Raw genomic sequence first — 25,798 nt, forward strand, 5'->3', positions numbered from 1 at the left:
CGGGAGGTTCCGTGTACGAATTGCCGTTTCCGCCGAGCGAGGACCTGTCCCGGCTGGCCCCGCAGTACTACCGCCTGCTCGAGGACGAGCCGCTGACGAAGGTCCGCACGCCCGCCGGGGACGAGGCCTGGCTGGCCTGCGGGTACGACCTCGTGCGGGACCTCGCCTCCAGCCCGGTCCTGCGGCGCGGCCACCGCACGCCGGAATCGGCGGCGCGGATCAACGATTCGGTGGTGCAGGGCGGTCCGACCGAGGAGTTCGACGGCGAACTGGAGCGGCACACCCGGATGCGCAAGCTGCTCACGCCCGCGTTTTCCGCGAAGCGGATGCTGGCGCTTCAGGAAAGCGTCGAGGAACGGGTCGACGCGCTGCTCGACGAACTCCCCGGGCCGCCCGCCGACCTGCACGCCGCGCTGTCCCAGCGGCTGCCCGCGATGGTCATCTGCACGCTGGTCGGGGCGCCGTACGAGGATTACGAGCTGTTCCGGTCCTGGACGTCGCGGCTTTCGGGCACCGGCGACCCGGAGGCGGGCCGCGCGGCACAGATCGAGTTCGGCGTCTACATGGCCGAACTGCTGGAGCGGAAGAAGCGCGAACCGAGCGAGGACGTCTTCTCCGACCTGGCCGCGGCAGGCGGAGTGGAACTGCCGGAGGCGGCCCGGCTCGCGGCCGCGCTGCTGTTCGCCGGGTACGAGACCACGATGAGCCGGATCGACCTCGGCACCGTGCTGTTCATCCGCAACCCCGCGCAGTGGGCGAAGCTGACCGCCGACCCAGGGCTGGTCACCGGTGCGGTGGAAGAAGTCCTGCGGATGGTCGTGACGAACATCCAGGACACCGGAGGCTCGGTCCGATACGCGGCCGAGGACCTGACGGCGGGCGACACGACCATCCCCGCCGGCGACGCGGTGCTGCTCGCCCACCACGCGGCGAACCGGGATCCGCGGGTGTTCGAGCGGCCGGACGAGTTCGACATCACCCGTTCGCCCAATCCGCACCTCGGTTTCGGGCACGGAATGCGCTACTGCGTGGGCAACACGCTCGCCCGGATCGAACTGCGGGCGGTGTTCGGCGCGCTGGCGAAACGGTTCCCCGGACTGCACCTCGCCGCGGACGGGGACGCGCCGCGGCGCCGGGCGGAATCGGTGACCGGCGGGGTGACCGAGCTCGCCGTCAGCTGGTGAACCGGGCCGGTCGGCCCCAGGATTCCACCCTCCTTTGCACCCCCGGGTGGATGCCCGCCCGGGGGTGCGCTGCCTACCGTGGGGCCGACCCCGAGGAACGGATTGCGCGATGTGGAAGACGTTGGACGAAATCTCGAACATCGTGGCCCTCGTGGCCGGCGGCGCCTACATCGTCTGGTCGATCATCCGCCGGCTGCGCGGCACGCCGATGTCCACGAAACGGCTGCTGGTCCTTCCGGTGGTCTGCTTCGCCGTCGGCATCTACATGGCCGCCGGCGACGTCACGAAGGCGACCGCGCTGGACTGGGAGCTGCTGGGCGTCTTCGTGCTCGCGGCGTACGGCGAGGGCCTCGGGCGCGGCGCCACCATCAGGCTCTACGAGCAGGACGGCCTCCCGCACCAGAAGTACAACTGGCTCACCGTGACGATCTGGCTTTCGCTGATCCCGCTGCGCGTCGGCATGGTCCTGCTGGCCCAGCACTGGCACGCGGACATCGCGGGCGGCACCGACATGGTGGGCATCCTGCTCGGCCTGACGTTCCTCGGCGAGGCCTCGGTGGTCCTCCCCCGCGCCCGCCGGATGGGGCTCAACCTGAGCCTGTCGCCGAAGAAGAACGCCAAGAAGGACAAGGCTTCCGACCGGGTCGGGCACGCTGGCTGACTCCGATGACAGTCAGGGTGTCGCGCCCTGGCAAGGAATGTCCGGGACCGCACGGTGCGCCCCAATGAGGTTTTCTCAGTAGCGTCCGTGGTGTTCGTGGTGGGTGAGGACGAGGGCTGCTTGGGTGATGTGGCCGATGCGTTGGGGGCAGAGGGTGATGTGTCGTAGGGCTGCCCAGCGGGTTTTCAACATTGCGGCGGCGCGTTCGCCGAGGCAGCGCAGCCGGGTGTGGAGCAGGTTGAAGGCGTGTTCGTCGGGGGTGAGGGGCGGTCGGCCGGTGGTTTTCTTGGTCGGGGTGAGGATGCCGGTGCCGGCTGCGTGGTAGGCCTTGTCGGCGAGGGTTTTCAGGCCGTGGGCCGCGGCGGCGGTGAGGGCGCCGGTGATGCCGTGGTGCCTGGCCGAGGCGAGGTCGTTGCGGGAGCCGGGCAGGACCGGGGAGACCCAGAGCGGGTAGCCGTCGGCGGTGGCGAGGAATTGGATGTTCCCGCCGAAACAGCGGTGTTTGCCCGAGTACCAGAGGTGGACGGTCGCGCCGCGGTTGCGGCCTTTGGTTTTGACGGTGGTCGCGGCGACCCGGTCGCAGCCGATCAACATGCCGTCGAGGATCACGTGCGTGTCCCCCGCGGCGCGGCGCTGGGCGAGGACGTCGTGCAGGTCGGGGGCCTCGCTGGCGAGGGCGGTGACTGCTTCGTGCAGGTACCGGTAGGCGGTGGCGACGCCGACGCGGTGGTCGGCGGCGAGGCGGTGCACCGGGACGGCGTCGCGGAACCAGCGCAGCGCCAGCACCGCCTGCCCGAACGCGGTCAGCGCCCGCCGGCCGCGGCGGGTGCCGCGGCGGCGGTGTTCGGCGTGCAGGACACGCGCGACGAACAGGGCAAGCTCGCGCGCCACGTCGAGCGTGGCACCATAAGCAATCACGTGGGGCCCCTGGAATCTCTCGGACTTGATCTTCGCAAATCCAGTCCTACCAGCGGCCCCACGCCCCGCCCCTCGGCGACACACCCCCACCCAGCCCTACTGAGAAAACCTCAATGTGGCATTGGGTGCGTCAGATGCACCCAATGCCACATTGGGGTTTTCTCAGCAGATGCGGTAAGCGGCCTCGCTCCCGGTGAACGTACGTGAGGGGAACCCTGACGGAATCTGGGTGGATTCGAGGGGTTGTTGCAACGCGGGTGGTTCAACTGGTTTCGGCGAGGAGTGTAGCGAGGCGTTCGGCTGGGGTGTCCCAGTTGAGTGTTTTGCGGGGTCGGCGGTTGAGTTGTGCGGCGACGGCGGCGAGGTGTTCGGGGGTGTGGACTGAGAGGTCGGTGCTTTTGGGGAAGTACTGGCGCAGCAGGCCGTTGGTGTTTTCGTTGCTGCCGCGTTGCCAGGGGCTGTGGGGGTCGCAGAAGTAGACGGGGATGCCGGTGGCGACGGTGAATTCGTGGTGGCGGCCCATTTCGCTGCCCTGGTCCCAGGTCAGGGATCGTCGCAAGTGCGCGGGCAGGGTCGCGGCGACGGCGGCGAGGGCGTCGCGGACGGCGTCGGCGCCGCGGCCGTCGGGCAGCGCGACGAGCAGGGTGTAGCGGGTGGAGCGGTCGACGAGGGTGGCGATGGCGGAAGCGTTGTCCTTGCCGATGATCAGGTCGCCTTCCCAATGGCCGGGGACGGCGCGGTCGGCGGCTTCGGCGGGCCGGTCGCTGATCATGACCATGGGTTCGGCGAAGCGGGGCCGGCGTTGTTCGCCGCTGGCGCGGGGTTTGCGCATGGTGCGGCCGGTGCGCAGGGCGCGGGCCAGCTCGCGGCGCAGTTCGCCGCGGCCTTGGACGTAGAGGGCCTGGTAGATCGTTTCGTGGGTCACGTGCAGCTCCGGCCGGTCGGGGTGGTCGCGGCGCAGCCGGGCGGCGATCTGCTCCGGGCTGAATTTGTCGGTCAGCATCGCCTGCACCCGGTCCCGCAGTTCGGGGCAGGCCGCGATCTTGCCTGTTTTCGGTCGCGGGCGCCGTGCCCGGGCGAGGTCGTGGGCGGCGTGGGGCCGGTAGTCGCCGCAGGGGCGGGCGTTGCGGGCGATCTCCCGGCTGATCGTGGACGGGCTGCGGCCCAGCTCGGCCGCGATCGCCCGCCGCGAGCGGCCCGCCGCCAGCCCGTCCGCGATCGCGATCCGCTCGCCCGCGCTCAGGAACCGGCCCGAGTCCGGCCCGGGCCGCGCGGCCGGACGCGCGGTCGCGCCCGCCCGGCTCGGCCGCCCGTGCCGCCAATAGTGCCCGGTCCTGCGGTCGACCCCGACCCTGCGGCACGCCTCGACCGTGCCCACGCCCTCCGCCACAAGATCAAAATAGCGGCGGCGTTCCGCCGCCAGCCTCACCCGGCCCCGCGGAGCCCGACCACGCCCGACCACGACCACTGCAACCCCTGCCCAACTCAGGCGTTGCAACCACCACTAGAACCCAAGCAGATTCCCTCAGGGTTCCCCTCACGTACGCATCAGCGGCGTGGCTGCGGTGCCTCAGGCAACGGGGCGGGCGCGGGTCAGCAGTTCGGCTACCCGGTCCGTGCCTACCGCGCCGCGTTTGAGTTCTGTCAGCACTGCGTCGATGTCCGCGGGTTCGACCGTCAGGCCGCGTTCGGCGGCGACGGCTGTCACGGCCGAGCGGCCGGAGTGCTTGCCCAGCACGATCCGGCGCTGCCTGCCCACCAGTTCCGGCGGGTAGGGCTCGTAAGTGCTGGGATCGCGGGAGATTCCGTCCACGTGGAGGCCGCTTTCGTGCACGAACGCGTGCGCGCCGACGACGGGAGCGTACGCGGGCACGCGATCGCCGATGAGCCCGGCGACGTGCCGCGCCAGCGGTTCCAGCAGCGGGAGGTCGAGGCCGGTCGAGTGCCCCATCGCGGCTTCCAGTGCCATGACGACCTGTTCCAGCGGGGCGTTCCCGGCCCGTTCGCCGATGCCCAGCACCGAACACTGCACTCCGGACGCACCGCCGAGCAAACCCGCCAGCGAGTTCGCGGTGGCCAGGCCGAGGTCGTTGTGACAGTGCACGGCCAGCGGCAACGGGCAGCTCTCGCCGACCCGTTCGACCAGCTCCCGCATCGTCCACGGCTGCGCGATCCCGGCGGTGTCCGCGAGGCCTAGCGCATCCGCACCGGCGTCCGCGGCTGCCTCGTACACCGCGGCGAGGACGTCCGGGTCGGTGCGGGTGGCGTCTTCGGCGGCGAATACCGCCTGCCGCCCGGCCGCCTTGACCCGGCGCACCGCACGGTCCACCCGACGTTTCAGCTCGTCCACGTCGATGCGCAGTTTGTGCCGCAAGTGCGATTCGGACGTGCCGATGAAGACCGCGACGCTGTGCGCGCCGGTGTGCAGCGCGGCGTCCACGTCCGCGTCGGCGGGGCGCGCGATCACCTGGATCACGGTGTCCAGCTCGGCGGCCACGATGGCGCGGATCGCGGCACTCTCCTCTTCGGACACCACCGGGAAGCCCGCTTCGATCATCGGGACGCCTAATGCCGCCAGCCGCCGGGCCAGTTCCAGTTTCTGGTCCGGGCGGAACGCCACCCCGGGCATCTGCTCGCCGTCGCGCAGCGTGGTGTCGCTGACGACCACTCGCTCCGGCAGCTGCCCGGTGCGCAGCGGTTCGCGTGGCACGGCGGTGGCTCGGCCGCGCGGTCCGCGGAATTCGTTGAACAGCTGGTTGAGCAGCATCATGTCGCGAGCGGGCGCGTCCATCCGCAACGCGCGGGTCAGGTAGGCGCGGCGGGGATTGCTGGTTCCGTCCAGGAAGATCGCCGCGAAGACCGCGCCGGTGGTGGTGATCGTCAGCCGGGGCAGTTCCGGCTCGGGCTCGTCGGCGGAGAGCCGTCGTACGGCGTTGTCCGCGGTGCACAAGACAATCGCCAAGTCCGGTTCGGACAGTCGCACCTCGATCAGCCGCGCCCAGCCGTTCAGTGCCCGCAATCCGGTCTCGCGGGCGGCCAGACCGGCCAACTGTTGGTCCACGAAGGACAAGACCGCTTCGGCATCCACAGTGGACTTATCATTGCCCAGCTCGTGCCGGGCACGCAGGAGCCGCTGACTCCCCCACGCACAACCCAGCGCGACCGCGGTGATCGGGACACCGACCGCGAGACCGCAGCCCAGCGTCACGAACGCGCCTGCCAGCAGGACCCGTTCGAGCACCAGCACGGTATGCGCCCGATAAGCCCGCAGGCGGGTCACTTCCTGAGTCCACAATGGAGCGAGGGCGGCCACCGCGGCTGCGGTGGACAAGGCGAACACGACGAGTGCGGCGACAGTCGCGGACGAGACCACGAACTGCGCGACCGCGCACAGATAAGCGACCAGGATCGTGCCAGTGGCCACCCGGACGCCGACGGTCAGCCCGCGGCGGACCGGCAGCGTCGCGTAGCCGCCTTCGCGGTCGCCGTCCACGTCGCGCAGGGCACCGACCAGGTTGGATCCCGTGTCGTGCAACCAGAACGCAGCCGCCAGAGGGATGACCGTAGCCGGAGGGAGGTCGGCTACGGTCATCGCCCCGAACAGGCAGGCGAACGCCGAAATGAGGCCGCGCACCGCGCTTCCGGCCAATCCGCGGCCTTTGAAGAAACTGCTGTACGCGATGCCGAGCAGCAAGGCGACCAGGACGAGGCCGATCGTCCGCCAGTTCACCGCGAGCCCGATGATCCCGCCGGCCGCGGTGAGCCCGATCAGCATGCCCAGCGCGGTGCCGGGGCGCATCCGGCCGGACGGGATGGGCCGATGCGGTTTCGCGGTGGCGTCCAGGTTCCGGTCGAAGTAGTCGCCGCCGTACAGCCCGGCCAGCCAGCCGATCGTCGGCACCGCCCAGGCGCACAGCAACCGCAGCGGCGACGCGGCCGGATCAGCCAGTGCGGCACCGGCCAATCCCACGAGGCCGACGTAACAAGCGGTGTACGGCCGCCACGTTTCGACGTGCGCGAAGAGGATCTCTTTCAGCCGCATCGGTTCACAGTCGCCTGTGCGAAGTAGGACAGCGTCTCCTTGCTCGGCGTGCTGGGCAGCACCTCGAGGACTTCGGTTGCGCGCACGGCATATCCGCGGGCGGCGTCGGCAGCCGCGTCGACCCCGCCCGCTTCGCGCACCAGTGCGGAAACCGCGGCCAGGCGCGCGGCAGGGTCGCCGGTGCCGCGCAGCTGGCGGTCGAGTTCCGCGGACACCGCCTCGCCGCCGAGTTCGCGCGCGAGCAGGAACGGCAGGGTCAGCCGCTGGTTGGCGATGTCGCTGGTGACGGCTTTGCCCATGGCGTCGCCGTCGCTCGTGTAGGCGAGCAGGTCGTCGTGGATCTGGAAGGCCGAGCCGAGGAGTTCGCCGTAGCTGGCGAGCGCGGTGCACCATTCCGGCGGTCCGCCGCCGAGGATCGCGCCGCTGGCGCAGGCCGCGCGGAACAACGCCGAGGTCTTCAGCCGGATCATTTCCAAATAGGACGGTACGTCGCAGACGTAGCCCTCGCACAGTTCGGCTTCCATGCTCTGCCCGCGGCACAGGTCGATCCCGGCCGCGGCCACCGCGGTCATCGCGCGCGCGACGCGTTCGTCCGGCACCCCGCGTTCGCCGCATTCGCCGAGCGCGGCGAACAAATAGAAGATCAGCGCGTCCCCGGCCACGATCGCGTCGTCGCGGCCGTAGGCGGCGTGCACCGACGGGCGGCCGCGGCGCATCGCGTCGCCGTCGATGATGTCGTCGTGGATCAGGCTCGCCACGTGACCCGCCTCCGCGCCGGCCGCCGCGGGCACCACCTGTTCGACGTCCGCGCCGACCGCGCCCGCCGATTCGAGCAGCAGCAGCGGCCGGAACAGTTTCCCGCCGGGCACCAACGCGTAGTGGCAGATCCGGGCGAGATGCGCGCCCTCGGCGTCCCAGCTGTTCTCGAGGTGTTTGCCGACCAGCGAAACCAGGTGATCGATGCGGTCGGAACGGTCCAGGATGGCCGTGCCGAAATCCCGTTTCCCGGTGCTGTATGTGCTTTCCATGACCGTCCCATTCCGACGATTTCCCCCGTGCCTGCCGACGGTAGGGAGCCCGCGCGCCCGCGGACAAGGCCTCCGGCCCGTCCTCAATACGGGGTCAACAAGGCTTCAACAGCGCGGCCGGAACGGTGTTGCGGAAACGTTGAGCGGCGCTCTCCGGCGCGTTGTCGCCCGCCCGGAAGGCGCCGTACGTTGCCGGTCGTCTCGAGGAGGACGACGCATGGCTTTGCTGGAGAGAATTCGGGGACCGCGCGATCTCGACGGGCTGTCCGGAACGGAACTCGGCGCGCTCGCCGAAGAAATCCGCGGGTTCCTGGTCTCCGCGGTCGCCCGGACCGGCGGGCACCTCGGGCCCAATCTCGGGGTCGTCGAGCTCACCCTCGCCCTGCACCGGGTTTTCGATTCGCCGTGCGACACGCTGCTGTGGGACGTCGGGCACCAGTGCTACGTGCACAAAATCCTCACCGGCCGCCAGGACGGGTTCGCCGGGCTGCGGGGCGAGGGCGGGCTGTCCGGCTATCCGAGCCGCCGCGAATCCGGCCACGACGTCCTCGAGAATTCCCACGCGTCCGCCGCGCTTTCCTGGGCGGACGGGCTCGCCAGGGCCTACGAGGTGCGGCAAATCCCCGAACGCGCGGTGGTCGCCGTGGTCGGCGACGGCGCGCTGACCGGAGGCATGGCCTGGGAAGCGCTCAACAACATCGCCGGCGCCCAGCGGCCGGTCGTGGTGGTGCTGAACGACAACGGCCGCGCGTACGACCCGACCGTCGGCGGACTCGGCCGTCATCTCGCGGCGCTGCGGCGCGATCCCGGCGACGGCGGCGTTTTCTCCGCCCTGGGCATGGATTATCTCGGCCCGGTGGACGGGCACGACATCGCCGCGCTGGAAACCGCGCTGCGGGACGCCCGCGCCCGGAACCGGCCGGCGGTGGTGCATTGCGTGACCCGCAAGGGCGCCGGGTACGCACCGTCCGAAAAGGACCCGGTCGACCGGCACCACGCGATCGGCCCGTTCGACCCCGGAACCGGGACGGCCCCCGCCGGGCCGCCGTCGTGGACCTCGGTGTTCAGCGACGAAATGATCAAGGTGGGCAACGAACGCGAGGACGTCGTCGCCATCACCGCGGCCATGCGGGGCCCGACCGGGCTCGCTCCCTTCGCCGAGCAGTACCCCGGCCGGTGCTTCGACGTCGGGATCGCGGAGCAGCACGCGGCGGCGGCCGCGGCCGGGCTGGCTTACGGCGGCCTGCATCCCGTAGTGGCGGTGTATGCCACGTTCCTGAACCGCTGTTTCGACCAGGTGCTGATGGACGTCGCCCTGCACGGCGCCGGCGTGACTTTCGTGCTGGACCGCGCGGGGCTGACCGGCGACGACGGGCCGAGCCACAACGGCATGTGGGATCTCTCGCTGCTGCAAGCGGTTCCCGGTCTCCGGGTGGCCGCTCCCCGGGACGCCGCGCAGCTGCGCACCCAACTGCGGGAGGCGATCGAGGTGGCGGACGCGCCGACCGTCGTGCGGTTCCCGAAGGGCGCGGTGGGTCCGGACATCGAGGCGATCGAACGGCACGGGCCGGTCGACGTGCTCAGCCGCGGTGTCCGGGAGGACGTGCTGGTGGTCGGCATCGGCCCGCTCGCCGGGCCCGCGGTGGCGGCCGGGACGCGGCTGGCCGAGATGGGCATCGGCGCGACCGTGGCGGATCCGCGCTGGATCCAGCCGGTGCCCGACGCGCTGGTCGCGCTGGCGCGGGCGCACCGCGCGGTCGTGGTGGCCGCGGACTGCGGACGCGCCGGCGGGCCGGGAACCCTGCTGGCACAAGCGCTTCAGGACGCCGGTTCGGCTGTTCCGGTGACCGGGCTGGGGATTCCCCAGCAGTTCCTCGAACCTGCCAAACGGGCGCGGCTGCTGACCGCGCTGGGACTCACCGCGGATGCCATTGCCGAGGCGTCCCGCCGCACTGTCGAGAAAGGACTGTCCGAGTGACCGTCGCGTTGGGCATGCCGGGTTTGCCTGCTCCTGTTCTCGCCGAGCGTCGCAAGACCCGCCAGCTGATGGTGGGGTCGGTGGGGGTCGGCAGCGACCACCCGATCTCGGTGCAGTCGATGACCACGACGCTGACCTCCGACGTCAACGCCACCCTGCAGCAGATCGCCGAGCTGACCGCGGCGGGCTGCGACATCGTGCGCGTCGCGTGCCCGTCGGCCGACGACGCCGAGGCGCTGCCCGCGATCGCGAAGAAATCGCAGATCCCGGTGATCGCCGACATCCACTTCCAGCCCAAATACGTGTTCGCCGCGATCGAGGCCGGCTGCGCCGCGGTGCGGGTGAACCCGGGCAACATCCGCAAGTTCGACGACCAGGTCAAGGAGATTGCTGCAATCGCGTCCGATCATGGCACGCCGATCCGGATCGGCGTCAACGCCGGCTCGCTGGACAAGCGGCTGCTCGAGAAATACGGCAAGGCCACCCCGGAAGCCCTCGCCGAATCGGCGATGTGGGAAGCCTCGCTGTTCGCCGAGCACGACTTCCACGACATCAAGATCTCGGTCAAGCACAACGACCCCGTCGTGATGGTCCGCGCCTACGAAATCCTCGCCGAACAGTGCGACTACCCGCTGCACCTCGGCGTCACCGAGGCCGGGCCCGCGTTCCAGGGCACCATCAAATCCGCCGTCGCGTTCGGCGCGCTGCTGCGCCAGGGCATCGGCGACACCATCCGGGTCTCCCTCTCCGCCCCGCCGGTCGAAGAGGTCAAGGTCGGCACCCAGATCCTGCAGTCGCTCAACCTGCGGCCCCGCAAACTCGAGATCGTGTCCTGCCCCTCCTGCGGACGCGCCCAGGTCGACGTCTACACCCTCGCCGACCAGGTCACCGCAGGCCTGGAAGGCATGGAAATCCCGCTGCGCGTCGCGGTCATGGGCTGCGTCGTCAACGGCCCCGGCGAAGCCCGCGAAGCCGACCTCGGCGTCGCCTCCGGCAACGGCAAAGGCCAGATCTTCGTCAAAGGCGAAGTCATCAAAACCGTCCCCGAACACGCCATCGTGGAAACCCTCATCGAAGAAGCCATGCGCATCGCCGACACCGTCGACACTCCGGGCACGCCCACCGTGACGGTGGGCTGAGGCGATCAGGTGGGCTGACCGATGGCGAGGATCCGTTGCAGCAGCCGCTGCAGCTCCGGCGCGGGCGCGATGCCCAGTTCCTGGTCGAGCGTGCGGCGCAGCGTGCGGTACACGTTCAGCGCGTCGCTGCGGCGGCCGGAATGCGTCAGCGCCTCCATCAGCCTCGCGTGCGCCCATTCGTTCAGCGGCTGGCTGATGGTCAGCGACCGCAGTTCGCCGATCAGCTGCAGGTACCGGCCGAGCGCCAGGTCGGTCTGGATCCGCAGCGCCTGCGCCGCGGTGCGCTCTTCCTCGAGCCGGGCCTTGAACGGCCGCAGAATCGCCCCGGTCTCCACGTCGGCGAGCACGCGCCCGCGGAATACCTCCAGCGCGCGCCGGAAACTTTCCGAGGCCTTTTCATGTTCGCCGGCCTCGTAATGCGCCCGGCCCGAGTGGTAAAACGCGGAAAACCGGCTGACGTCCAGCTGGTCGCTGCCCAGCGAAAGCTGGTAGCCGGAGGAGACCGTGCGCAAGCCGTGCCCGCCGCCGGGGCCGTCCATGGCTTTCCGGATATGGCAGACATACGTGCGCACGGTCAGCGCGGCCTGGCGCGGCGACTCCTCGCCCCACAGTTCGTCCACGATCTGGTCCGTGCTCACGATCTGGTTGTGGTAGAACAACAACAACGCGAGCAGCTGCCGCACCTTCGGCGCCTTCGGCATGCGTACTTCCGCGTCCCCGCATTCGACCCGCAACGGGCCCAAAAGCTTGAAATCCACGGCTTTCCCCCAGGAATCACCGCGCGAAGAGGCCCGGGCGACCCGCCCTCTCCGCACCAGCCAGTTCGTACCGCTTGTACCGCACCCAGTAACGGCGCTTCGCGGGGTCCGCGCCGCCGGTATCCGGAGTTCCCGGACCGCGTCGCGCGGTATTTCTTTTTCTCCCGCCAGTGCCGCTGGGCGCAGCTTGCCACACCGGGTTCGGCACTGTCCACCGACACCGCGGCCGAACCGGGTAATGCACAACCGCGCGGACTGCACGGCACTTTCCGGAAGTAAGGAAAAACCCAGCAGGCCCCCGCGAAAGTCAGGGTCGGGCAAAATATGGATATCGACATTTAATCTGTATTTACCTTTCGTCCGGCGCCGGTCTCCGCCGCCCCGCCCGCCGAGGGGATTTTTCCCCGCGCCCGTCCGCCGCGGGTCCCGGTTGGGCGGCCGTTGAGCCTCCGTTGACCCAGGGCGTTGCACCCACGGGTGGAACCGGCCAACCCACCCGCGAACCCAACCAGCGGTGGACGACGCCCGCCGGGCCGCGCTCCTACCGTCGGCGGCAGCGGTCGTCGCGGGGTCCCGCGGAAGAGCCACCGGAGCCGGGAGGATTGTCATGTCGGGCGCGCCACTCGCCTTCGTGCACCACGCGAACCAGCTGAACATCACCGACGGCTACGACAACCGGGACGGCATCGGGCGGATCTGCGACGGCTACGCCGAGGTGCTCGACCTGCACCGCCGCTACCGGATCCCGACCGGCCTGCACCTGTCCGGCACGCTGCTCGAAGCCGCGCTCTGGCACCGTCCGGATTTCGTCGGCCTGGTCCGCGACCGGATCGCCGACGGCACCGTCTCGCTGCTCGGCGGCACCTACTCCGAGCCGATCATGCCCGCGTGCTCGGAGTGGTCGAACCGCCGCCAGCTGGCCGCCGCCGCGGACCTGCACCGGCGGCATTTCGGCGTGCCCGGCGGCCAGCCGCCGACCGCGTGGCTGCCGGAGCGGGTGTGGGCGCCGGAGCTGGCCGGGGTGCTCGCCGAGGCGGGCATCCGCCGGGTCCTGGTGGACGACCGGCTGCTCGCGAAGCCGGTCCCCGAGGACGGCTACCCCGCGGACTCCCGCGCGCACGCGGACCTGCACGGACCGTTCCACTGGGACTCCGAGCAGCCTCCGCCGTTCCGGCCCGGGCTCGCCGATCTGCGCCTGCTGCGCCCGCGCGCGGTGACCGGCGACCTGACCGTGCTCCCGATCTGTTCCTACCTGCGGTACCTGTTCCCGCCCCGGACGGACGCGCATTTGACCTTCCTGGAGGCGTTCCTCGCCGACGTCGGGCAGCGCCAGACCGGCGAGGAAATCCTCGTGTACGCCGACGACATGGAGCGCGCGGCAGGCGTCGGCGGCTGGGAACCCGCGCTGGAACGGTACGAGCGGCTGCTGCGGTTCCTGGCCGAATCCGGGGCGGCCGAACCGGTCAGCCTGGATTCGTGGCTGGACGGACGCCCTCAGCCCGCACCCGCCGAGGTGCCGGCGGGGACCTACTACGAACTGGAGGTCGACTGGTCCGCCGGGCCGTCGTACCGCGGCTGGACCGACACCCAGGAATGGTGGTCTTACGGGGAATTGCTGGACTCAGTCGAAGCCGAACTGCGGGAAGCGGGCAGTGCCGTCGAACCGCGGCTGCAGGCGGTCGCCGAGCGGATGCTCCTGCTGGGCCAGCACGAACTGGGCTGGCACGACTGCGCGGAGGACGGCCGGGGCCGGGCGCTGGCCCCGTGGGTGCGCGCCACCGCCTCGCACGCGCGCCTGGCCCGGCCGCTGCTGTCCGCGGCGCGCTGGGCGGCAGGCGGCCGTTACGCGCCGTCCGCCGGTCTGCACGACATCGACCGCGACGGTGACGGCGAGCTCATCCTGGTGAGCGACGACGTGTGGTGCCTGGTTTCCCCACGGGAGGGCGCGCGGGTGACCCTGCTCGCGCACCGCCGCCCGCGCGGTTCCGGCGAGGACGGTCCGGCGCTGATCGTCGGAAATCCGGCCGACCACTGGAATTTCCAGGAGGAACTGCACCGCTACATGGAGGTGCCCGCCGCGCATCCCGGCGCGCTGGCCGACCGCGAGACCGCGCACCGCGCCTGGCTCCCGTGGGTGTCCGCACAGGACGCTTCCGCGGTGGCGGTCGACCTCCGCCCGGTAGACGGCTCCGCCACCGAGGTGCGCCGGTACGCGCTCCGGCACGGCGTCCCGGCCCTGCTGGCCTGCATCCACACCGCGACGCCGGGGCGGCGGATCGAGAATCTGATCGTGCCCGACTACCTGGAAGCCCTGCTCGGCGGCAAGGAAGCGGTCAGCGCGGTCGGCAGGGAACTCTGGCGCGGCTGGAAAAGCGGGGCGAGCCAGTGCTGGCTCGCGTTCGATCCCGGGCAGGCCGAGGTGGTCGCCGACGAGCCGACCGCCGCCGGGCACGGGTTCCCGGCCACCGTCGTCGCCCACGACACGCACGTGGACCTGTTGCTGGGCGCGGGATTCGTGCACGACGCGTTCGCGGTGCGGTGGCTGGCCATGGCGCGCGACGTCCTGCACCCGGCCCCGGCCGGGCAGCCGAGGGCGGCGGCGCTGGCCGCGCCCACCGGCGTGGTGTGATGGCACCACCGTTGCGCAGGCTGGCGCGCTACCTGCGCAGGCATCGCGGCGCCACCGCGCTGGCGGCACTGGCTGCGTTGGCCGCCACCGGATTCGCCGCGGCGCTGCCGCTGGTGCAGCAACGGCTGATCGACCGCACTGTCGTCACGCACACTGACCCGATCGCGCCGTATCTGGTGGTATTGCTGGCTTTCGCATTCGGCCGGTTCGCGGCCACCGCTGTCCGGCAGTACTGGGGCGGCCGGACGGCCCTGGACGTGCAACGCGAATTGCGGGCCGACGTGGTGGCCGCGGTGCATCGGCTCGACGAGAGCCAACGCACCGGGTTCGGTGCCGGACAATTGCTCGGCCGCGCGACCGGTGACGTCTGCTATGCACAGGGTCTGCTCGATCCGCTGCCGGCCGCGGTCGGCAACCTCGCGCTGCTGGCGGCGTCGGCGGCCGCGATGGTGCTGCTTTCCCCGGTGCTGACCGGGCTGGTGCTCGCGGTGTGCCCGCTGCTGGTGCTGGCCGTGCACCTGGCCCGCAGCCGGATCTTCCCGGCGGGACTGGCCGCGCAGCAACGGTCGGCGGAGCTCACCGGCCGGGTGTCCGAGGTGCTGGACGGACTGCACGTGGTGACCGCGTTCGGCCGCCAGGAGCACGAACTGGCCGCCATCGAACGGGACGCCGCCGCGGTGCGCACCGCTCGGATCCGCACCGCTCGGGTCTCCGCCGCGGTCCTGCCGTTGATGAGTGCCGTGCCGCTGGCCGGGCAGGTCGGTGTGCTGGGCATCGGCGGTTGGCTCGCGTTGCGGCACGACATCAGCCTCGGCACCTTCGTCGCCTTCGTGAGCTACTTGGCGCAGTTGGTCGGCCCCGTGCGCGCACTGGCCGGTTTGGTCGGGTACGCACAGGAAGCGCGCGCCGGGCTGGAGCGCTGCTTCGCGCTGATCGACACCCAGCCAGCACTGCAGGACGGCTCGCGCGAGCTGCCTCCAGCCGCGCTCGGAGTCGAATTGCGTGACGTGCATTTCGGCTACCACGACGAGCCGGTGCTCCGCGATGTGTCGCTCACGATCGCACCGGGCGAGTACGTAGCCGTAGCTGGGGCATCGGGTTCCGGGAAGTCCACCTTGCTACGGCTGTTGTGTCGCCGCTACGACGCGACCGCTGGCTGCGTACGCGTCGGCGGTGTGAACGTCCGCGCGCTGAACGGCGAAGCGTTGCATCGCGCGGTTGGTGTGCTCACCGAAGAACCACAGCTAATGCCCGGCTCCTTCCAGGCGAACATCGCATACGGCGCGCCCGACGCCGACCATGCACGAATCGTCGCGGCTGCTCGCGCGGCCGGGGTGCACGACTTCATCATGGCAAGCCCAGACGGCTACCAGACCAGGATCAGCGACGCCGAGTTGTCCGGTGGGCAGAGACAACGCATCGCGCTCGCCCGGGCGTTGCTCCCGGACCCGAAGCTGCTGTTGCTCGACGACCCGACGACCGCAGTGGACGCGGTGACCGAGCGCGCCATCCACCGTCACCTGCGCGGCCTGGCCACCACGCGGGTCGTGGCGACCAGCCGCCCGAATCTCCTCCGTACCGCCGATCGGGTGGTGCTGCTGGAATCCGGCCGCGTGGCGGACGTCGGGACCCACGAGGAACTGCAAGCCCGCTCCCCCGCCTACCGGGCCCTCCTCGGCGACGCGGAGCCCGCGTCACCGCCGCCGAAACCTGCCTTCTCGCCAGTGCTGGCGGCACCCGTCACGGTCCCGCCTCGCCAGCACGGACTGTTTCGCGCGCACCGCAAGGGATTCCTCGCCGGTTTGTCTCTGCTCGCCGCCGGCACGGCCACCGATGTGCTGCTGCCGCTGGCTATGGGCCGCGGCGTTGATTCGGGCGTGAACGCCGGGCAGCTCGGCGTACTGCTGGCATGGGTCGCAGCCGGTGCGGGTTTGGTCGCGCTCAACGCGCTGAGCACCGCGGGCGAAACCGTGGTGACCGGCCGTACCTGCGAGCGGGTGCTGTTCGGCTTGCGCAGGCGCACCGCGCAGCACGCACTGGCGCTCGGCCCCGCGGAACGGGACCGCGGCCGGTTGATCACCCTGCTCACCGCCGACATCGAGGCACTGTCCCATTTCCTGCGCAACGACCTGCCCGGAGCGTTGGTCAGCGCGGTCACCACGATCGGCGCGATCACCGCACTGTCCTTGATGGACGGTGACCTGCTGCTGCTCGCGCTGGCGGGAGTTCCGTTGGTAGTGCTGGCCACGATGTGGTTCCGCCGCCGTTCCACCCCGCTTTACGCCCTCGCACGAGAGAGCCTGGCCGCCTTCACCACCGCGCTCCACGAAACGATCAGCAGGCTCACCGTCGTGCAGCTTCACGGCCGCCGCGCAGACAGCGTCGCCGAACTGGGCGCGCACGACCGCCGGTACCGCGACGCCCGCGTACGCACGCATCTGTGGACCGCGCTGTACTTCCCGTTCGTCGAGCTGGTAGGCACCGTGACCGCCGCAGTAGTGCTTGCGGCCGGAGCAGCGCGCATCGAAGACGGCACGCTCACCGCAGGCGTACTAGTCGCCTTCGTGCTGTACCTCGACTCGCTTTTCGCGCCCGTGCAACAGTTCGCCCAGGCCTACGACGGCTACGCACAGGCCGCTGTCGCCGTACGACGCCTTCGCGCCTTCCTCCGCACCGAACCGGCCGTACCGTCGCCGCGACAACCAATCGCCCCGTCCCAGCCCCGAGGCTCAGTGCGGTTCAACCAGGTACGCATGCGCTACCCCGGTGCACCGCGCGACGCCCTGTCCGACATTTCGCTCGACGTGCCGGCGGGCAGCACGCTGGCCGTGGTCGGAGCCAGCGGCGCGGGCAAGTCCACGCTGCTGAAGCTGCTACTCCGGTTCCACGATCCGTGCCAGGGGCAGGTTCTGGTGGACGGCGTCGACCTCCGCAGCTACGACTTACGCTTGCTACGCAGGCAGATCGGCTTCGTGCCGCAGGAGCCGTACCTGTTCGGGCGCAGCGTGCTCGACAACATCCGTTACGGCTGCCCAGATGCCAGCCCGCGCGACGCCATCGCCGCCGCCCGCGCGGTGGGCGCGCATGAAGTGTTCGAAGCCCTGTCGGACGGCTACGCCACTACGGTCGGCGTCGGCGGCTCCGCGCTGTCGGCAGGCCAACGCCAGCTCGTCTCGCTCGCGAGGGCCCGGCTTCTGGCACCCACGATCCTTGTCCTGGACGAAGCCACTGCGAACCTCGACCCGCGCACCGAGGCACGATGCCAAGCGGCGACTGCCGCCGCGTGCGCCGGACGCACGGTGATACTCGTCGCGCACCGGCTGTCCACCGCCGCACATGCCGACCGCATCGCGGTGCTGGAGGACGGACGGCTCGCCGAACTCGGCACCCATGCCGAGCTTGTGGCGGCACAGGGCCACTACACGAAACTGTGGGGTTCCCTCGAAACCACGGGCTGATTCTCACTCCCCCGTCAACCCGTGCCGGAACGCATACCGCACCGCCTGCGCCCGGTCCCGCACGCCGATCTTCGCGAAGATCCGGTTGATGTGGCTCTTCACCGTCGCCTCCCCGATGAACAGCCGCCCGGCGATCTCGCGATTGGACAGTCCGCCGGCCACCAGCCGCAGCACCTCGACCTCGCGACCGCTCAGCACCCCGTCCGCCGCGGAACGCACCGGAGGCTCGGCAGGCTCGCTCATCCCGGCGAGCAGACGCCGCTGCACCTCGGCGTCCATCACCGACTGGCCGGACGCGGCGGCCGCCAATGCACGGGCGATGTCCGCGCGGCCAGCGTCCTTCGTGAGAAACCCCAAAGCACCCGCCCGCAACGCTTCCCGCACCGAACTGTCGTCGGCATAGGTGGTCAGCACGACGACCTTCACCGCCGGATACTCCGCGCGCAGCCGGGCAGTGGTGCTGACCCCGTCCCGGACCGGCATCCGCAGGTCCATCAGGACCACGTCCGGCGGATCGGCGGCGACCATCTCCAGCACCGCGTCCCCGTTCGCGGCGGCGCCGACCACCGTCGTGCCGGGGAAGGTCTCCAGCAGGGTCACCAGTCCCTCGCGCACCGCCGTCTGGTCGTCGGCGACCAGCACCCGCAACGGCCCGTCCATCAGTCCCCCTCGGTTCCCGTGCGCGGCACCCGCGCCCGCACGGTCCAGCCCGGTCCTTCGGCCGCCGCTTGCAGCGTGCCTTCCAACTGCTCGATCCGTTCCCGCATCCCGATGAGCCCATAGCCGCCGCCAGTCGTGGTGCGTTCGGCCTCGCTCGGAGCGCCGTTCCGCACGACCAGTTCGACCTGCTCCTCGTCCACCGACAGCGAGACGGTCACCGGCGCGCCCGGAGCGTGCCGCCGCACGTTCGTCAGTGCTTCCTGGCCGAGACGCTGCAACGCCAGCGTCACTTCCGGGCGCAGCTCCGACTGTTCGGCCGGCTCCTCGAAAGACACCGGCATGTCGGGATAGTCGGCCTGGTAGTCCTCGACCAGCGCGCTCAGGAATTCCGGCAGCGAGCGTTTGTCCCCGCGCAGCGCGCCGATCGCGCGGCGCGTCTCGGCCAGGCCTTCCCCGGCCAGACCGCGCGCGCGGATCACGCACGCCCGCGCCCGGTCCGCGCCCGGCACCGTCTCCAGGAGCGCGTCCGCGGCCTCCAGCTGCACGATCAACCCGCCCATCGAGTGCGCCAGCACGTCATGGATCTCGCGCGCGATCCGGGCCCGCTCGGCCAGCGCCGCGGAACGGGCCTGTTCCTCCTTCGCGACCTGGGTTTCCACCAGCAGCATCTCGGTCTGCGCGATGTGCAGCAGGCGCTGCCTGCGCACGATCCCGGCCAGATACGAGGCCGCGGCGGCGAGCACCGCGAATCCGCCGGGCAGCAGGTTTTCCCAGAACCGCTCGGCAATCCCGACCGCCGCCATCGCGAAGACGGCGACCACCCCGGCCGGGCCCGGCTCCACCACGCTGGCGGCGGCGAGCACCATCAGGCAGACCAGGATCACGCCGACGTCCGAACCGGAAGTGCCGGGTACGAGCAGCGCGCCGCCGACCACGCCGACCAGCAGCGCGATCAGCCGCAGCAGGCCCTCCCGGTCGCGCAGCAGGCCCCAGCCGAACCAGCCCGCCGCGCCGACGAGCAGGCCGAGCAGGTTGAGCCCGGGCAGGCCGTGCGTGCCGATCCCCGGCGAGGCCACCGCGACGGTGTAGGCCAGCACCACCATCAGGCCCACGCGCACCGCCCAGCGCGCGGCCACGGCGAGCGCTTCGGACCGTCCTTCGCCGGACACCGCGGCCCGTACGGTCCTCCTCGCCTCGTCCATGCCTGGCAGGTTAACCGCAGGCGCGGCCGCGGGTTACGACCGCAACTCGCGCGGTGGGGCGAAACTCAGCTTCTCTTCGGCGGTGCGCACCTCGCGCACGTCGCCGAAACCGTGTCCGGCCAGCAGTTCGAGCACCTGCTCGACCAGATCCTCCGGCACCGAAGCCCCGCTGGTGACCCCGACCGTCGTCACCCCGTCGAGCCACGCGGGGTCGACCGCGGCGGCGTCCTCGACCAGATACGCCGCGGAAGCGCCGCCGTCCAGCGCGACTTCCACGAGCCGCACCGAATTGGACGAGTTGGCGGAACCGACGACAAGCACCAGACCGGACTCGGCGGCCAGTTCCGCGACCGCTTCCTGCCGGTTCTGGGTGGCGTAGCAGATGTCGTCGCTCGGCGGGTCGGACAGCAGCGGGAACCGTTCGCGCAGCCGGCGGACGGTCTGTTCGGTCTCCGCGACCGAAAGGGTGGTTTGGGACAACCAGGTCACTTTGGCCGGATCGCGCACTTCCAAGTCCGCGACCGCGTCCGGGCCGTCCACCACGATGGTGTCCGCCGGCGCCTCGCCGCTGGTGCCTTCGACCTCTTCGTGCCCATGGTGGCCGATCAACAGGATCTGGTCTCCGCGCGCGGCGGCACGCACGGCTTCGCGGTGCACCTTCGTCACCAGCGGGCACGTCGCGTCGATAGTGCGCAACGAGCGTCCCGCAGCGGCTTCGTACACCGCGGGGGCGACGCCGTGCGCCGAGAACACCGTGACCGAGCCAGGCGGCACTTCGCTCACCTCGTCGACGAACACCGCGCCAAGACGCTCGAGACGGCGCACCACGTGCGTGTTATGCACGATCTGCTTGCGCACGTAGACCGGCGCGCCGTGGCGCTGCAGTGCGGCCTCGACAGCGCGTACGGCGCGATCCACCCCGGCGCAGTACCCGCGCGGGCTCGCCAGCAACACCTGTTTCATGGCCGCGACCGTAAGCGGGGAGCGGCGGAGCGCACGAGATTCCTCAACGCGGGTCCAAGGTGGCCTCAACGGCGCCGTCCACGCCCGCTCGACGCGGAGGCAACTCATCGGCCGCGCGGTCCGGCCAGCCGAGTTGCTGCAACCGGTCGAGAACGGAGAATTTCCGATAACCGAGACCGGAGATGTTGTGCATGATCTTGTAGCACAACCGGCGATTCCGGCCGTGGCAGGAAAGAATGTACTTGCTGCGCGCGTACCCGAAATTCCCGACCGCGGTGGTGAACATTTCCGCGAACCGGTGACTGAATTCGGAAATGGTTTTGAGCTCCGGGCGGCGCACCCGGTCGTATTCGGCGAGCGCGGCGTCGACCGCGCCGGATCCGGAGGTGGAGACGTCCCGGAACGCGCCGGCCAGCCGCACCGCGTCCGCGATCGCCGCGTTCATGCCCTGGCCTGCCATCGGGTGGACGGCGTGCGCCGCGTCGCCGATCAGCGGCATCCCGGCGCCGTGGAAGACCGGCGCGACGAACCGCCGCGCGGACAGCACCCGGCAGGTCGGCACCCCGGCGCGCACGGACTCGGCGATCGGCGCCACGCTCGGGCACGCGGCGACCGCCTCGTCCACCCAGCCGGCCAGCCCGGCCTTGCCGATCCGGTTCACCAGCCCGCGCTCGACCTGGAGGTACAGCCGCCCGCCGCCGCCGGGCATCGGGTACATCACGCGCATCCCGTCGCGGGTGATCGTGGTGGTCGCCTGGTGCGCCAGCTCCGGCACGCCGGCCAGGTCGATCGCGACCACCTGGTGGTCGTAGGGCGTGGTGTCCACTTCGATCCCGACCTGGCCGCGCAGCTTGGACGCGTGCCCGTCGGCCGCGACGACCAGGTCCGCGGACACCTCGGCGCGGGCGCCGCGCTCGCGCAGCACGACCCCGGCGACGCGGCCGGATCCGTCCCGCACCGCGCGCTCGACCGAGACCCCGCGGCGGAACTCGACCGTCGCGGGCAGCGCCTGGATCAGGTTGTCCAGGATGCCTTTGTAGGTGTGGGTGAGGCAGTGGTCGTAGGCGCTCGGCAGCCACCGGTAGTCCATCGCGCACAGCTCCGCGCCGTCGTCGCCGGCGCAGACCAGCCGGTCGATCCGGCGCCCGCCCGCGCGGCGCAGGGTTTCCAGCGCGCCGATCGAGTCCAAAGTGGCCAGCGAACCGGGCTGGAGGAGCTCGCCCTTGAACGTTTCCACCGTGTCGGTGAGTTTGTCGACCAGCAGCACCCGGCGTCCTTGCCTGCCGAGAAGAATCGCCGCGGTGAGCCCGCCTGCCCCGGCCCCGCATATGACAATGTCGTAATCGCTCACACCATTTACCGTTCTGCTCCGGAAGACGCGCGAAAATAGCACCGCGAGTGCACAGAAGAATCCCCCGCGAACAGCGTGACACGGCCCCGGGAACCCGTCAACGCGGCCGCCGCGCGGTTGACCGCGCGAACTCGGCCGTGTCACACTGATCGCGCCACGCCTGTGTCCTTTTCCCGGGCGTTCCGGCCGCGATTCCCTTTTCCACGCCAGGTCCGAAAGCGAGCGACCATGAGCCTCGACCCGATCCTCCCGCCCGCGGAGCTGGACCGCGCGCTGGCCCGCACCGCCGACGCGCTGTTCGCCCTCCAGCGCTCCGACGGCAGCTGGGAAGGCAGGCTGTCGGCCAGCCCCGGTTCCACCGCCGACGTGGTGATCGCCATGCACCTGGCGGATCCGGAGGGCTGCCGCGACCTGATCCGCCGGGGCCTGGACTTCCTGCTGGCCAACCAGGGCCCGGACGGCGGCTGGGGCGACGACGTCGACACCGAGCCGACGCTGAACGGCACCGCGCTGTCGGTGGCCGCGCTGGCGCTGGTGATCCCGGACGAGGCCGCCGGGCAGATCCGCCGCGGCTGGGCGCGCGTCGAGGAATTCGGCGGCACCGCGGCGATCCGCGACGTGGAACAGTGCTCGCTCACCGTCCTGGTGCACTTCTACCTGGTGCTGGCCGGGCTGATGAGCGACGAGGGCCTGCTGCGCTGCCCGATCGAACTGGCCCTGCTGCCCGCCCCGTTGCGCCGCAAGCTGACCTTCGCGATGCCCACCGCGCTTTCGTGGGGCCTGATGTGCGCCGAGCTGATGCCCGGCGGCCGGGTCCGCACCGCGCTCAACAAAGCCGCAACGCCGAAGGCCATCGAGTACCTCGAGGGGCTGGTCGGGTTCGAAGGCCCGGAAGGCGGTTTCGTCGAGTCGCCGATGATGTCGGCCAACGTCTGCATCGGGCTCACCATCGCGAAACAGCGCCCGGACATCGTGCGGCACTGCCTCGACTACTTCCGTGCCACCATCAAGCCCGAAGGCGGCTGGGCGGTCACCCGCGACCTCGAGGTGGACGCGACCAACTTCATCACCACCGGTCTCCAGCACGCCGGGCTCGGCGACGACGCGCGGGTGACCAAGGCGGTCGGCTGGATCCGCTCCGCGCAACGGGACGAGGACTTCATCTGGACCGGAGCCCCGCCCGGCGGCTGGGGCTGGGGGCTGCCGTCCGGCTGGCCGAACAGCGGCAACACCGGCGACGCGGTGATCGCGCTGTCCGGCGACGGCGCGGACGTCAGCGACCCGCAGGTGCGGCGCGGCACCGAATGGCTGCTCCGCCAACAGAACTACGACGGTTCGTGGAGCTGCTTCGCGCAGGTCGGCCGGATCGCGAGCATGGACCCGTCGTTCGCCATGGTCGGCAAGGCGCGGTCGCCGAAGGTGCTGTACGGCCCCTGCGCGGTGATGTCCGCCGAAGCGTTCTCCGCGCTGGCGTTGTCCGGACGCTGCCGCCCGGACGACGAACCGTTGAGCAACGCGTACGCGTGGTTCGCGAAGGTGCAGCGCGCGGACGGCGCCATCGAGAACAAGTGGTACGTCGGGCAGGTGTGCGGAACGGGCTCCGTGCTTCGCGCGCTGGGCGACGCCGGTCTGGGTTCGAGCACGGTCGCGCGGCGCTGCGTCTCGTGGTTGCGGCTCAACCAAAACGAAGACGGCGGCTGGGGCGACGCGCTCGGCCGGGGCCACTCCACGGTCGAGGAGACGGCGATGGCCTTGCTGGGCCTGTGCGCGTCCGGCGTGACACCGACCGCGCCGATGGCGGCCCGCGGCGCGCGGTGGCTCGTCGACCATCGCGACGCGGACGGGCTGTGGCAACCCAGTCTGCTCGGCGTGTACTTCCTCGAACTGCTGTACCGGCACGACCACACCGCGAACGGCTATGCCCTGCAAGCACTCGCGCGTTATCGCGAAGCATTGCGCGACGACACCGCGACCGCGCCGGGAACGTTCGACCAGCCGCGTTGGGCGGTGCCGCATGTCGGCCGCTGAGCAGGTGAAGCCGTGGAGCGCGGAGTTCGAGGAGTTGCTCCGCAGCGAGCTGGCCTTGTGCGACGACACGTCTTCGCTGGAACCCGACACTCCGTTACTGCACTACGGTCTCACGTCGCTGAGCACGTTGGCGTTGAGCAGCAAACTGGTTACGCGGTACGGCATCGAGCTGCCCGCCTTCGACGAGCGCGCGTTCCGTACGCCGCGTTCGCTGTGGAAACTCGTCGAAGGCACCACCGGCTCTTTGGCAAGCGGAGACGCGGAACCGGCGGCCTGGCGCGCGCCCACCGAAGGATTGGCCGCGCGGTTCGCCGAGACAGCCGCCCGATTCGCCGACGAGCCGTGCCTGGTCGACAACGCCGGTGCATTGACGTACGCGGAAACCGCGGCCCACGCCGCCGCGCTCGCCGAAACCATCGGCGCGGGCGGCGTGGTCGCCGTGCTCGGAGAACGGGAGATCGCGACGTACTGCGCCTACCTCGGCGTGCTGTACGCGGGCGCCGCGATTGTGCCGCTGTCGATGGACTTTCCGCCGGAGCGCAACGCCGACATCATCCGCCAGGCCGGCGCGCGCTGCGTCGTGCACACCGATCTGCGCGGTGAAGAACCGCTGGAGGCACAGCTGTCCGCCATGGCCGGGATCCCGGTGGTGGACATCCACGACGCGGCACGTCCCGGCCCAGCGGCGCGGGCCGCCGCTCCGGCCTCCGGCGACGGCCCCGCGTACCTGCTGTTCACCTCCGGCTCGACCGGGCGGCCGAAGGGGGTGCGGATCACCCACGGGAACGTGGAGGCGTTCCTGGCCGCCGCGCTGCCGTCGTTCCGGACCGGGCCGGGGGAAGTGTTCTCCCAGTGCCACGGGCTGACGTTCGACTTCTCGGTGTTCGAGATGTGGGGCGCGTGGAGCAGCGGCAGCGCGCTCGCCGCCGTGCCCCGCGTGCACGCGCTCAACCCGGCGGGGACGATCGCCCGGCACAGCGTCACAGTGTGGGCCTGCACGCCGAGCCTGCTCGAAGCGGCCGCCGCCGCGGGCAATCTGGCGCCAGGATCGCTGTCCGGACTGCGACATGTGGTGATCGGCGGCGAACCGCTGCGGCGCGAGACCGTCGCGCTCGCCCGCGCCGCCGCTCCGGAGGCGATCATCGACAACGTGTACGGGCCGACCGAGACGACGGTGTGGGTCAGCACCTACCGGCTGGCTCCCGCCGACCCGATCCCCGGCCACGCGATCCTGCCCATCGGCACCCCGACCGCCGGTGCCGAGCTGAGCCTCGACGCCGACGGGGAACTGCTCGTCGCGGGCCCGCAGGTGTTCGCGGGCTACTCGGATCCGTTGCTGGACCGGGGAAAACTGGTCACCCGCGACGGGCGGCGCTGGTATCGCACCGGCGACCTGGCGGAGTGGCACGACGGGCTGCTGCACCATCGCGGCAGGCTGGACGGGCAGGTCAAGATCCGCGGCCACCGCGTGGAACTCGCCGAGATCGAACACGCGGCGACCCGTCTCCTCGGCGGTGTGCGCACTGCCGCGACTCCCGTGCCCGGGGTCCGCGGCGACACTGTGCTGGCCCTGTTCGTGGAGACCGGCTCGACCGACGAGGCCGCTCTGCGCTTGGAGCTGGGCCGCAGCCTGCCGGGGTACATGGTCCCGGACCGGATCTTCGCGACCGACGAACTTCCGTTGAACCCGCACGGAAAACTCGACCGCGCTCGGCTGGCGGCGCGGGTGGGGTGAGGGCTTCGTTCCTTCGCCGGGGAAGTGAGTCGTCAGCCCGGCCGGGCATTGGCCGACGGTGTTC

17 protein-coding genes are annotated in these 25,798 nt (G+C 70.9%); 8 read left to right on the forward strand and 9 right to left on the reverse strand.

Translation table 11 applies throughout. The features are described 5' to 3' along the window. The first annotated feature begins 11 nt into the window (after positions 1 to 11). Complete coding sequence (locus DMP23_RS44230) at positions 12 to 1,184, forward strand: cytochrome P450 (protein WP_337824772.1); 1,173 nt, start codon at positions 12 to 14, stop codon at positions 1,182 to 1,184. 109 nt (positions 1,185 to 1,293) lie between these two features. Beyond that, positions 1,294 to 1,845 carry a hypothetical protein gene (locus DMP23_RS44235; protein WP_037814517.1) on the forward strand — a complete coding sequence of 184 codons (552 nt, stop codon included), beginning with the start codon at positions 1,294 to 1,296 and terminating at the stop codon, positions 1,843 to 1,845. Positions 1,846 to 1,920: 75 nt separating this feature from the next. Here DMP23_RS44235 and DMP23_RS44240 read toward each other — a convergent pair whose 3' ends face one another. From DMP23_RS44240 to DMP23_RS44255, 4 genes are all read right to left on the reverse strand, one after another. Then, positions 1,921 to 2,763 (reverse strand): transposase family protein, encoded by an 843-nt coding sequence (locus DMP23_RS44240; protein ID WP_337824773.1) that lies wholly within the window; start codon positions 2,761 to 2,763, stop codon positions 1,921 to 1,923. Positions 2,764 to 3,025: 262 nt separating this feature from the next. Then, complete coding sequence (locus DMP23_RS44245) at positions 3,026 to 4,186, reverse strand: IS30 family transposase (protein ID WP_443111328.1); 1,161 nt, start codon at positions 4,184 to 4,186, stop codon at positions 3,026 to 3,028. A 147-nt stretch (positions 4,187 to 4,333) separates the two neighbouring features. Continuing rightward, a complete protein-coding gene (locus DMP23_RS44250; protein WP_337824774.1) occupies positions 4,334 to 6,805 on the reverse strand; it encodes a UbiA family prenyltransferase in 2,472 nt (823 codons plus the stop codon). Beyond that, entirely contained in the window at positions 6,796 to 7,833 is a 1,038-nt protein-coding gene (locus DMP23_RS44255) for a polyprenyl synthetase family protein (protein ID WP_134665970.1), read from the reverse strand. Before DMP23_RS44255 ends, DMP23_RS44250 begins: the two co-directional genes overlap by 10 nt. A 217-nt stretch (positions 7,834 to 8,050) precedes the next feature. Between DMP23_RS44255 and DMP23_RS44260 the strand changes: the two genes are divergently transcribed. Together DMP23_RS44260 and ispG are read left to right on the forward strand one after the other, a co-directional pair. Then, complete coding sequence (locus DMP23_RS44260) at positions 8,051 to 9,811, forward strand: 1-deoxy-D-xylulose-5-phosphate synthase (protein ID WP_337824775.1); 1,761 nt, start codon at positions 8,051 to 8,053, stop codon at positions 9,809 to 9,811. 14 nt (positions 9,812 to 9,825) lie between these two features. Beyond that, positions 9,826 to 10,950 carry a flavodoxin-dependent (E)-4-hydroxy-3-methylbut-2-enyl-diphosphate synthase gene (gene ispG / locus DMP23_RS44265; protein WP_337825127.1) on the forward strand — a complete coding sequence of 375 codons (1,125 nt, stop codon included), beginning with the start codon at positions 9,826 to 9,828 and terminating at the stop codon, positions 10,948 to 10,950. Positions 10,951 to 10,955: 5 nt separating this feature from the next. Here the strand turns inward: ispG and DMP23_RS44270 are convergent, their stop codons facing one another. Continuing rightward, positions 10,956 to 11,708 carry an AfsR/SARP family transcriptional regulator gene (locus tag DMP23_RS44270; RefSeq protein WP_063697480.1) on the reverse strand — a complete coding sequence of 251 codons (753 nt, stop codon included), beginning with the start codon at positions 11,706 to 11,708 and terminating at the stop codon, positions 10,956 to 10,958. 607 nt (positions 11,709 to 12,315) lie between these two features. On the opposite strand from DMP23_RS44270, the gene DMP23_RS44275 reads away from it, so the two are divergent. Both DMP23_RS44275 and DMP23_RS44280 read left to right on the forward strand, forming a co-directional pair. Next, positions 12,316 to 14,337: a hypothetical protein gene (locus DMP23_RS44275; protein WP_337824776.1), complete on the forward strand. Its 2,022-nt coding sequence runs from the start codon at positions 12,316 to 12,318 to the stop codon at positions 14,335 to 14,337. After that, positions 14,337 to 17,795, forward strand: a complete 3,459-nt coding sequence (locus DMP23_RS44280; RefSeq protein ID WP_337824777.1) for an ABC transporter ATP-binding protein — start codon at positions 14,337 to 14,339, stop codon at positions 17,793 to 17,795. Before DMP23_RS44275 ends, DMP23_RS44280 begins: the two co-directional genes overlap by 1 nt. A gap of 3 nt (positions 17,796 to 17,798) precedes the next feature. On the opposite strand, the gene DMP23_RS44285 is transcribed toward DMP23_RS44280, so the two are convergent. From DMP23_RS44285 to DMP23_RS44300, 4 genes are read right to left on the reverse strand one after another with little or no spacing between them, the layout of a single operon-like run. Further along, entirely contained in the window at positions 17,799 to 18,455 is a 657-nt protein-coding gene (locus tag DMP23_RS44285) for a response regulator transcription factor (RefSeq protein ID WP_037819634.1), read from the reverse strand. Then, positions 18,455 to 19,657 carry a sensor histidine kinase gene (locus tag DMP23_RS44290; RefSeq protein ID WP_337824778.1) on the reverse strand — a complete coding sequence of 401 codons (1,203 nt, stop codon included), beginning with the start codon at positions 19,655 to 19,657 and terminating at the stop codon, positions 18,455 to 18,457. Before DMP23_RS44290 ends, DMP23_RS44285 begins: the two co-directional genes overlap by 1 nt. 33 nt (positions 19,658 to 19,690) lie before the next feature. Further along, positions 19,691 to 20,620, reverse strand: coding sequence for a 4-hydroxy-3-methylbut-2-enyl diphosphate reductase (locus tag DMP23_RS44295; RefSeq protein ID WP_337824779.1), 930 nt, complete (start codon positions 20,618 to 20,620; stop codon positions 19,691 to 19,693). Positions 20,621 to 20,663: 43 nt separating this feature from the next. Continuing rightward, positions 20,664 to 21,971, reverse strand: a complete 1,308-nt coding sequence (locus DMP23_RS44300; RefSeq protein ID WP_063762926.1) for an FAD-dependent monooxygenase — start codon at positions 21,969 to 21,971, stop codon at positions 20,664 to 20,666. Between the two features lie 228 nt (positions 21,972 to 22,199). Here DMP23_RS44300 and DMP23_RS44305 point away from each other — a divergent pair, with 228 nt between their 5' ends. Both DMP23_RS44305 and DMP23_RS44310 read left to right on the forward strand, forming a co-directional pair. Beyond that, entirely contained in the window at positions 22,200 to 23,999 is a 1,800-nt protein-coding gene (locus DMP23_RS44305) for a prenyltransferase/squalene oxidase repeat-containing protein (RefSeq protein WP_337824780.1), read from the forward strand. Beyond that, positions 23,986 to 25,734, forward strand: coding sequence for an AMP-binding protein (locus DMP23_RS44310; RefSeq protein WP_337824781.1), 1,749 nt, complete (start codon positions 23,986 to 23,988; stop codon positions 25,732 to 25,734). Before DMP23_RS44305 ends, DMP23_RS44310 begins: the two co-directional genes overlap by 14 nt. Positions 25,735 to 25,798 lie beyond the last annotated feature (64 nt).

The sequence above is a fragment of the Amycolatopsis sp. A1MSW2902 genome (assembly GCF_017312175.1).
Classification (GTDB): domain Bacteria; phylum Actinomycetota; class Actinomycetes; order Mycobacteriales; family Pseudonocardiaceae; genus Amycolatopsis; species Amycolatopsis nivea.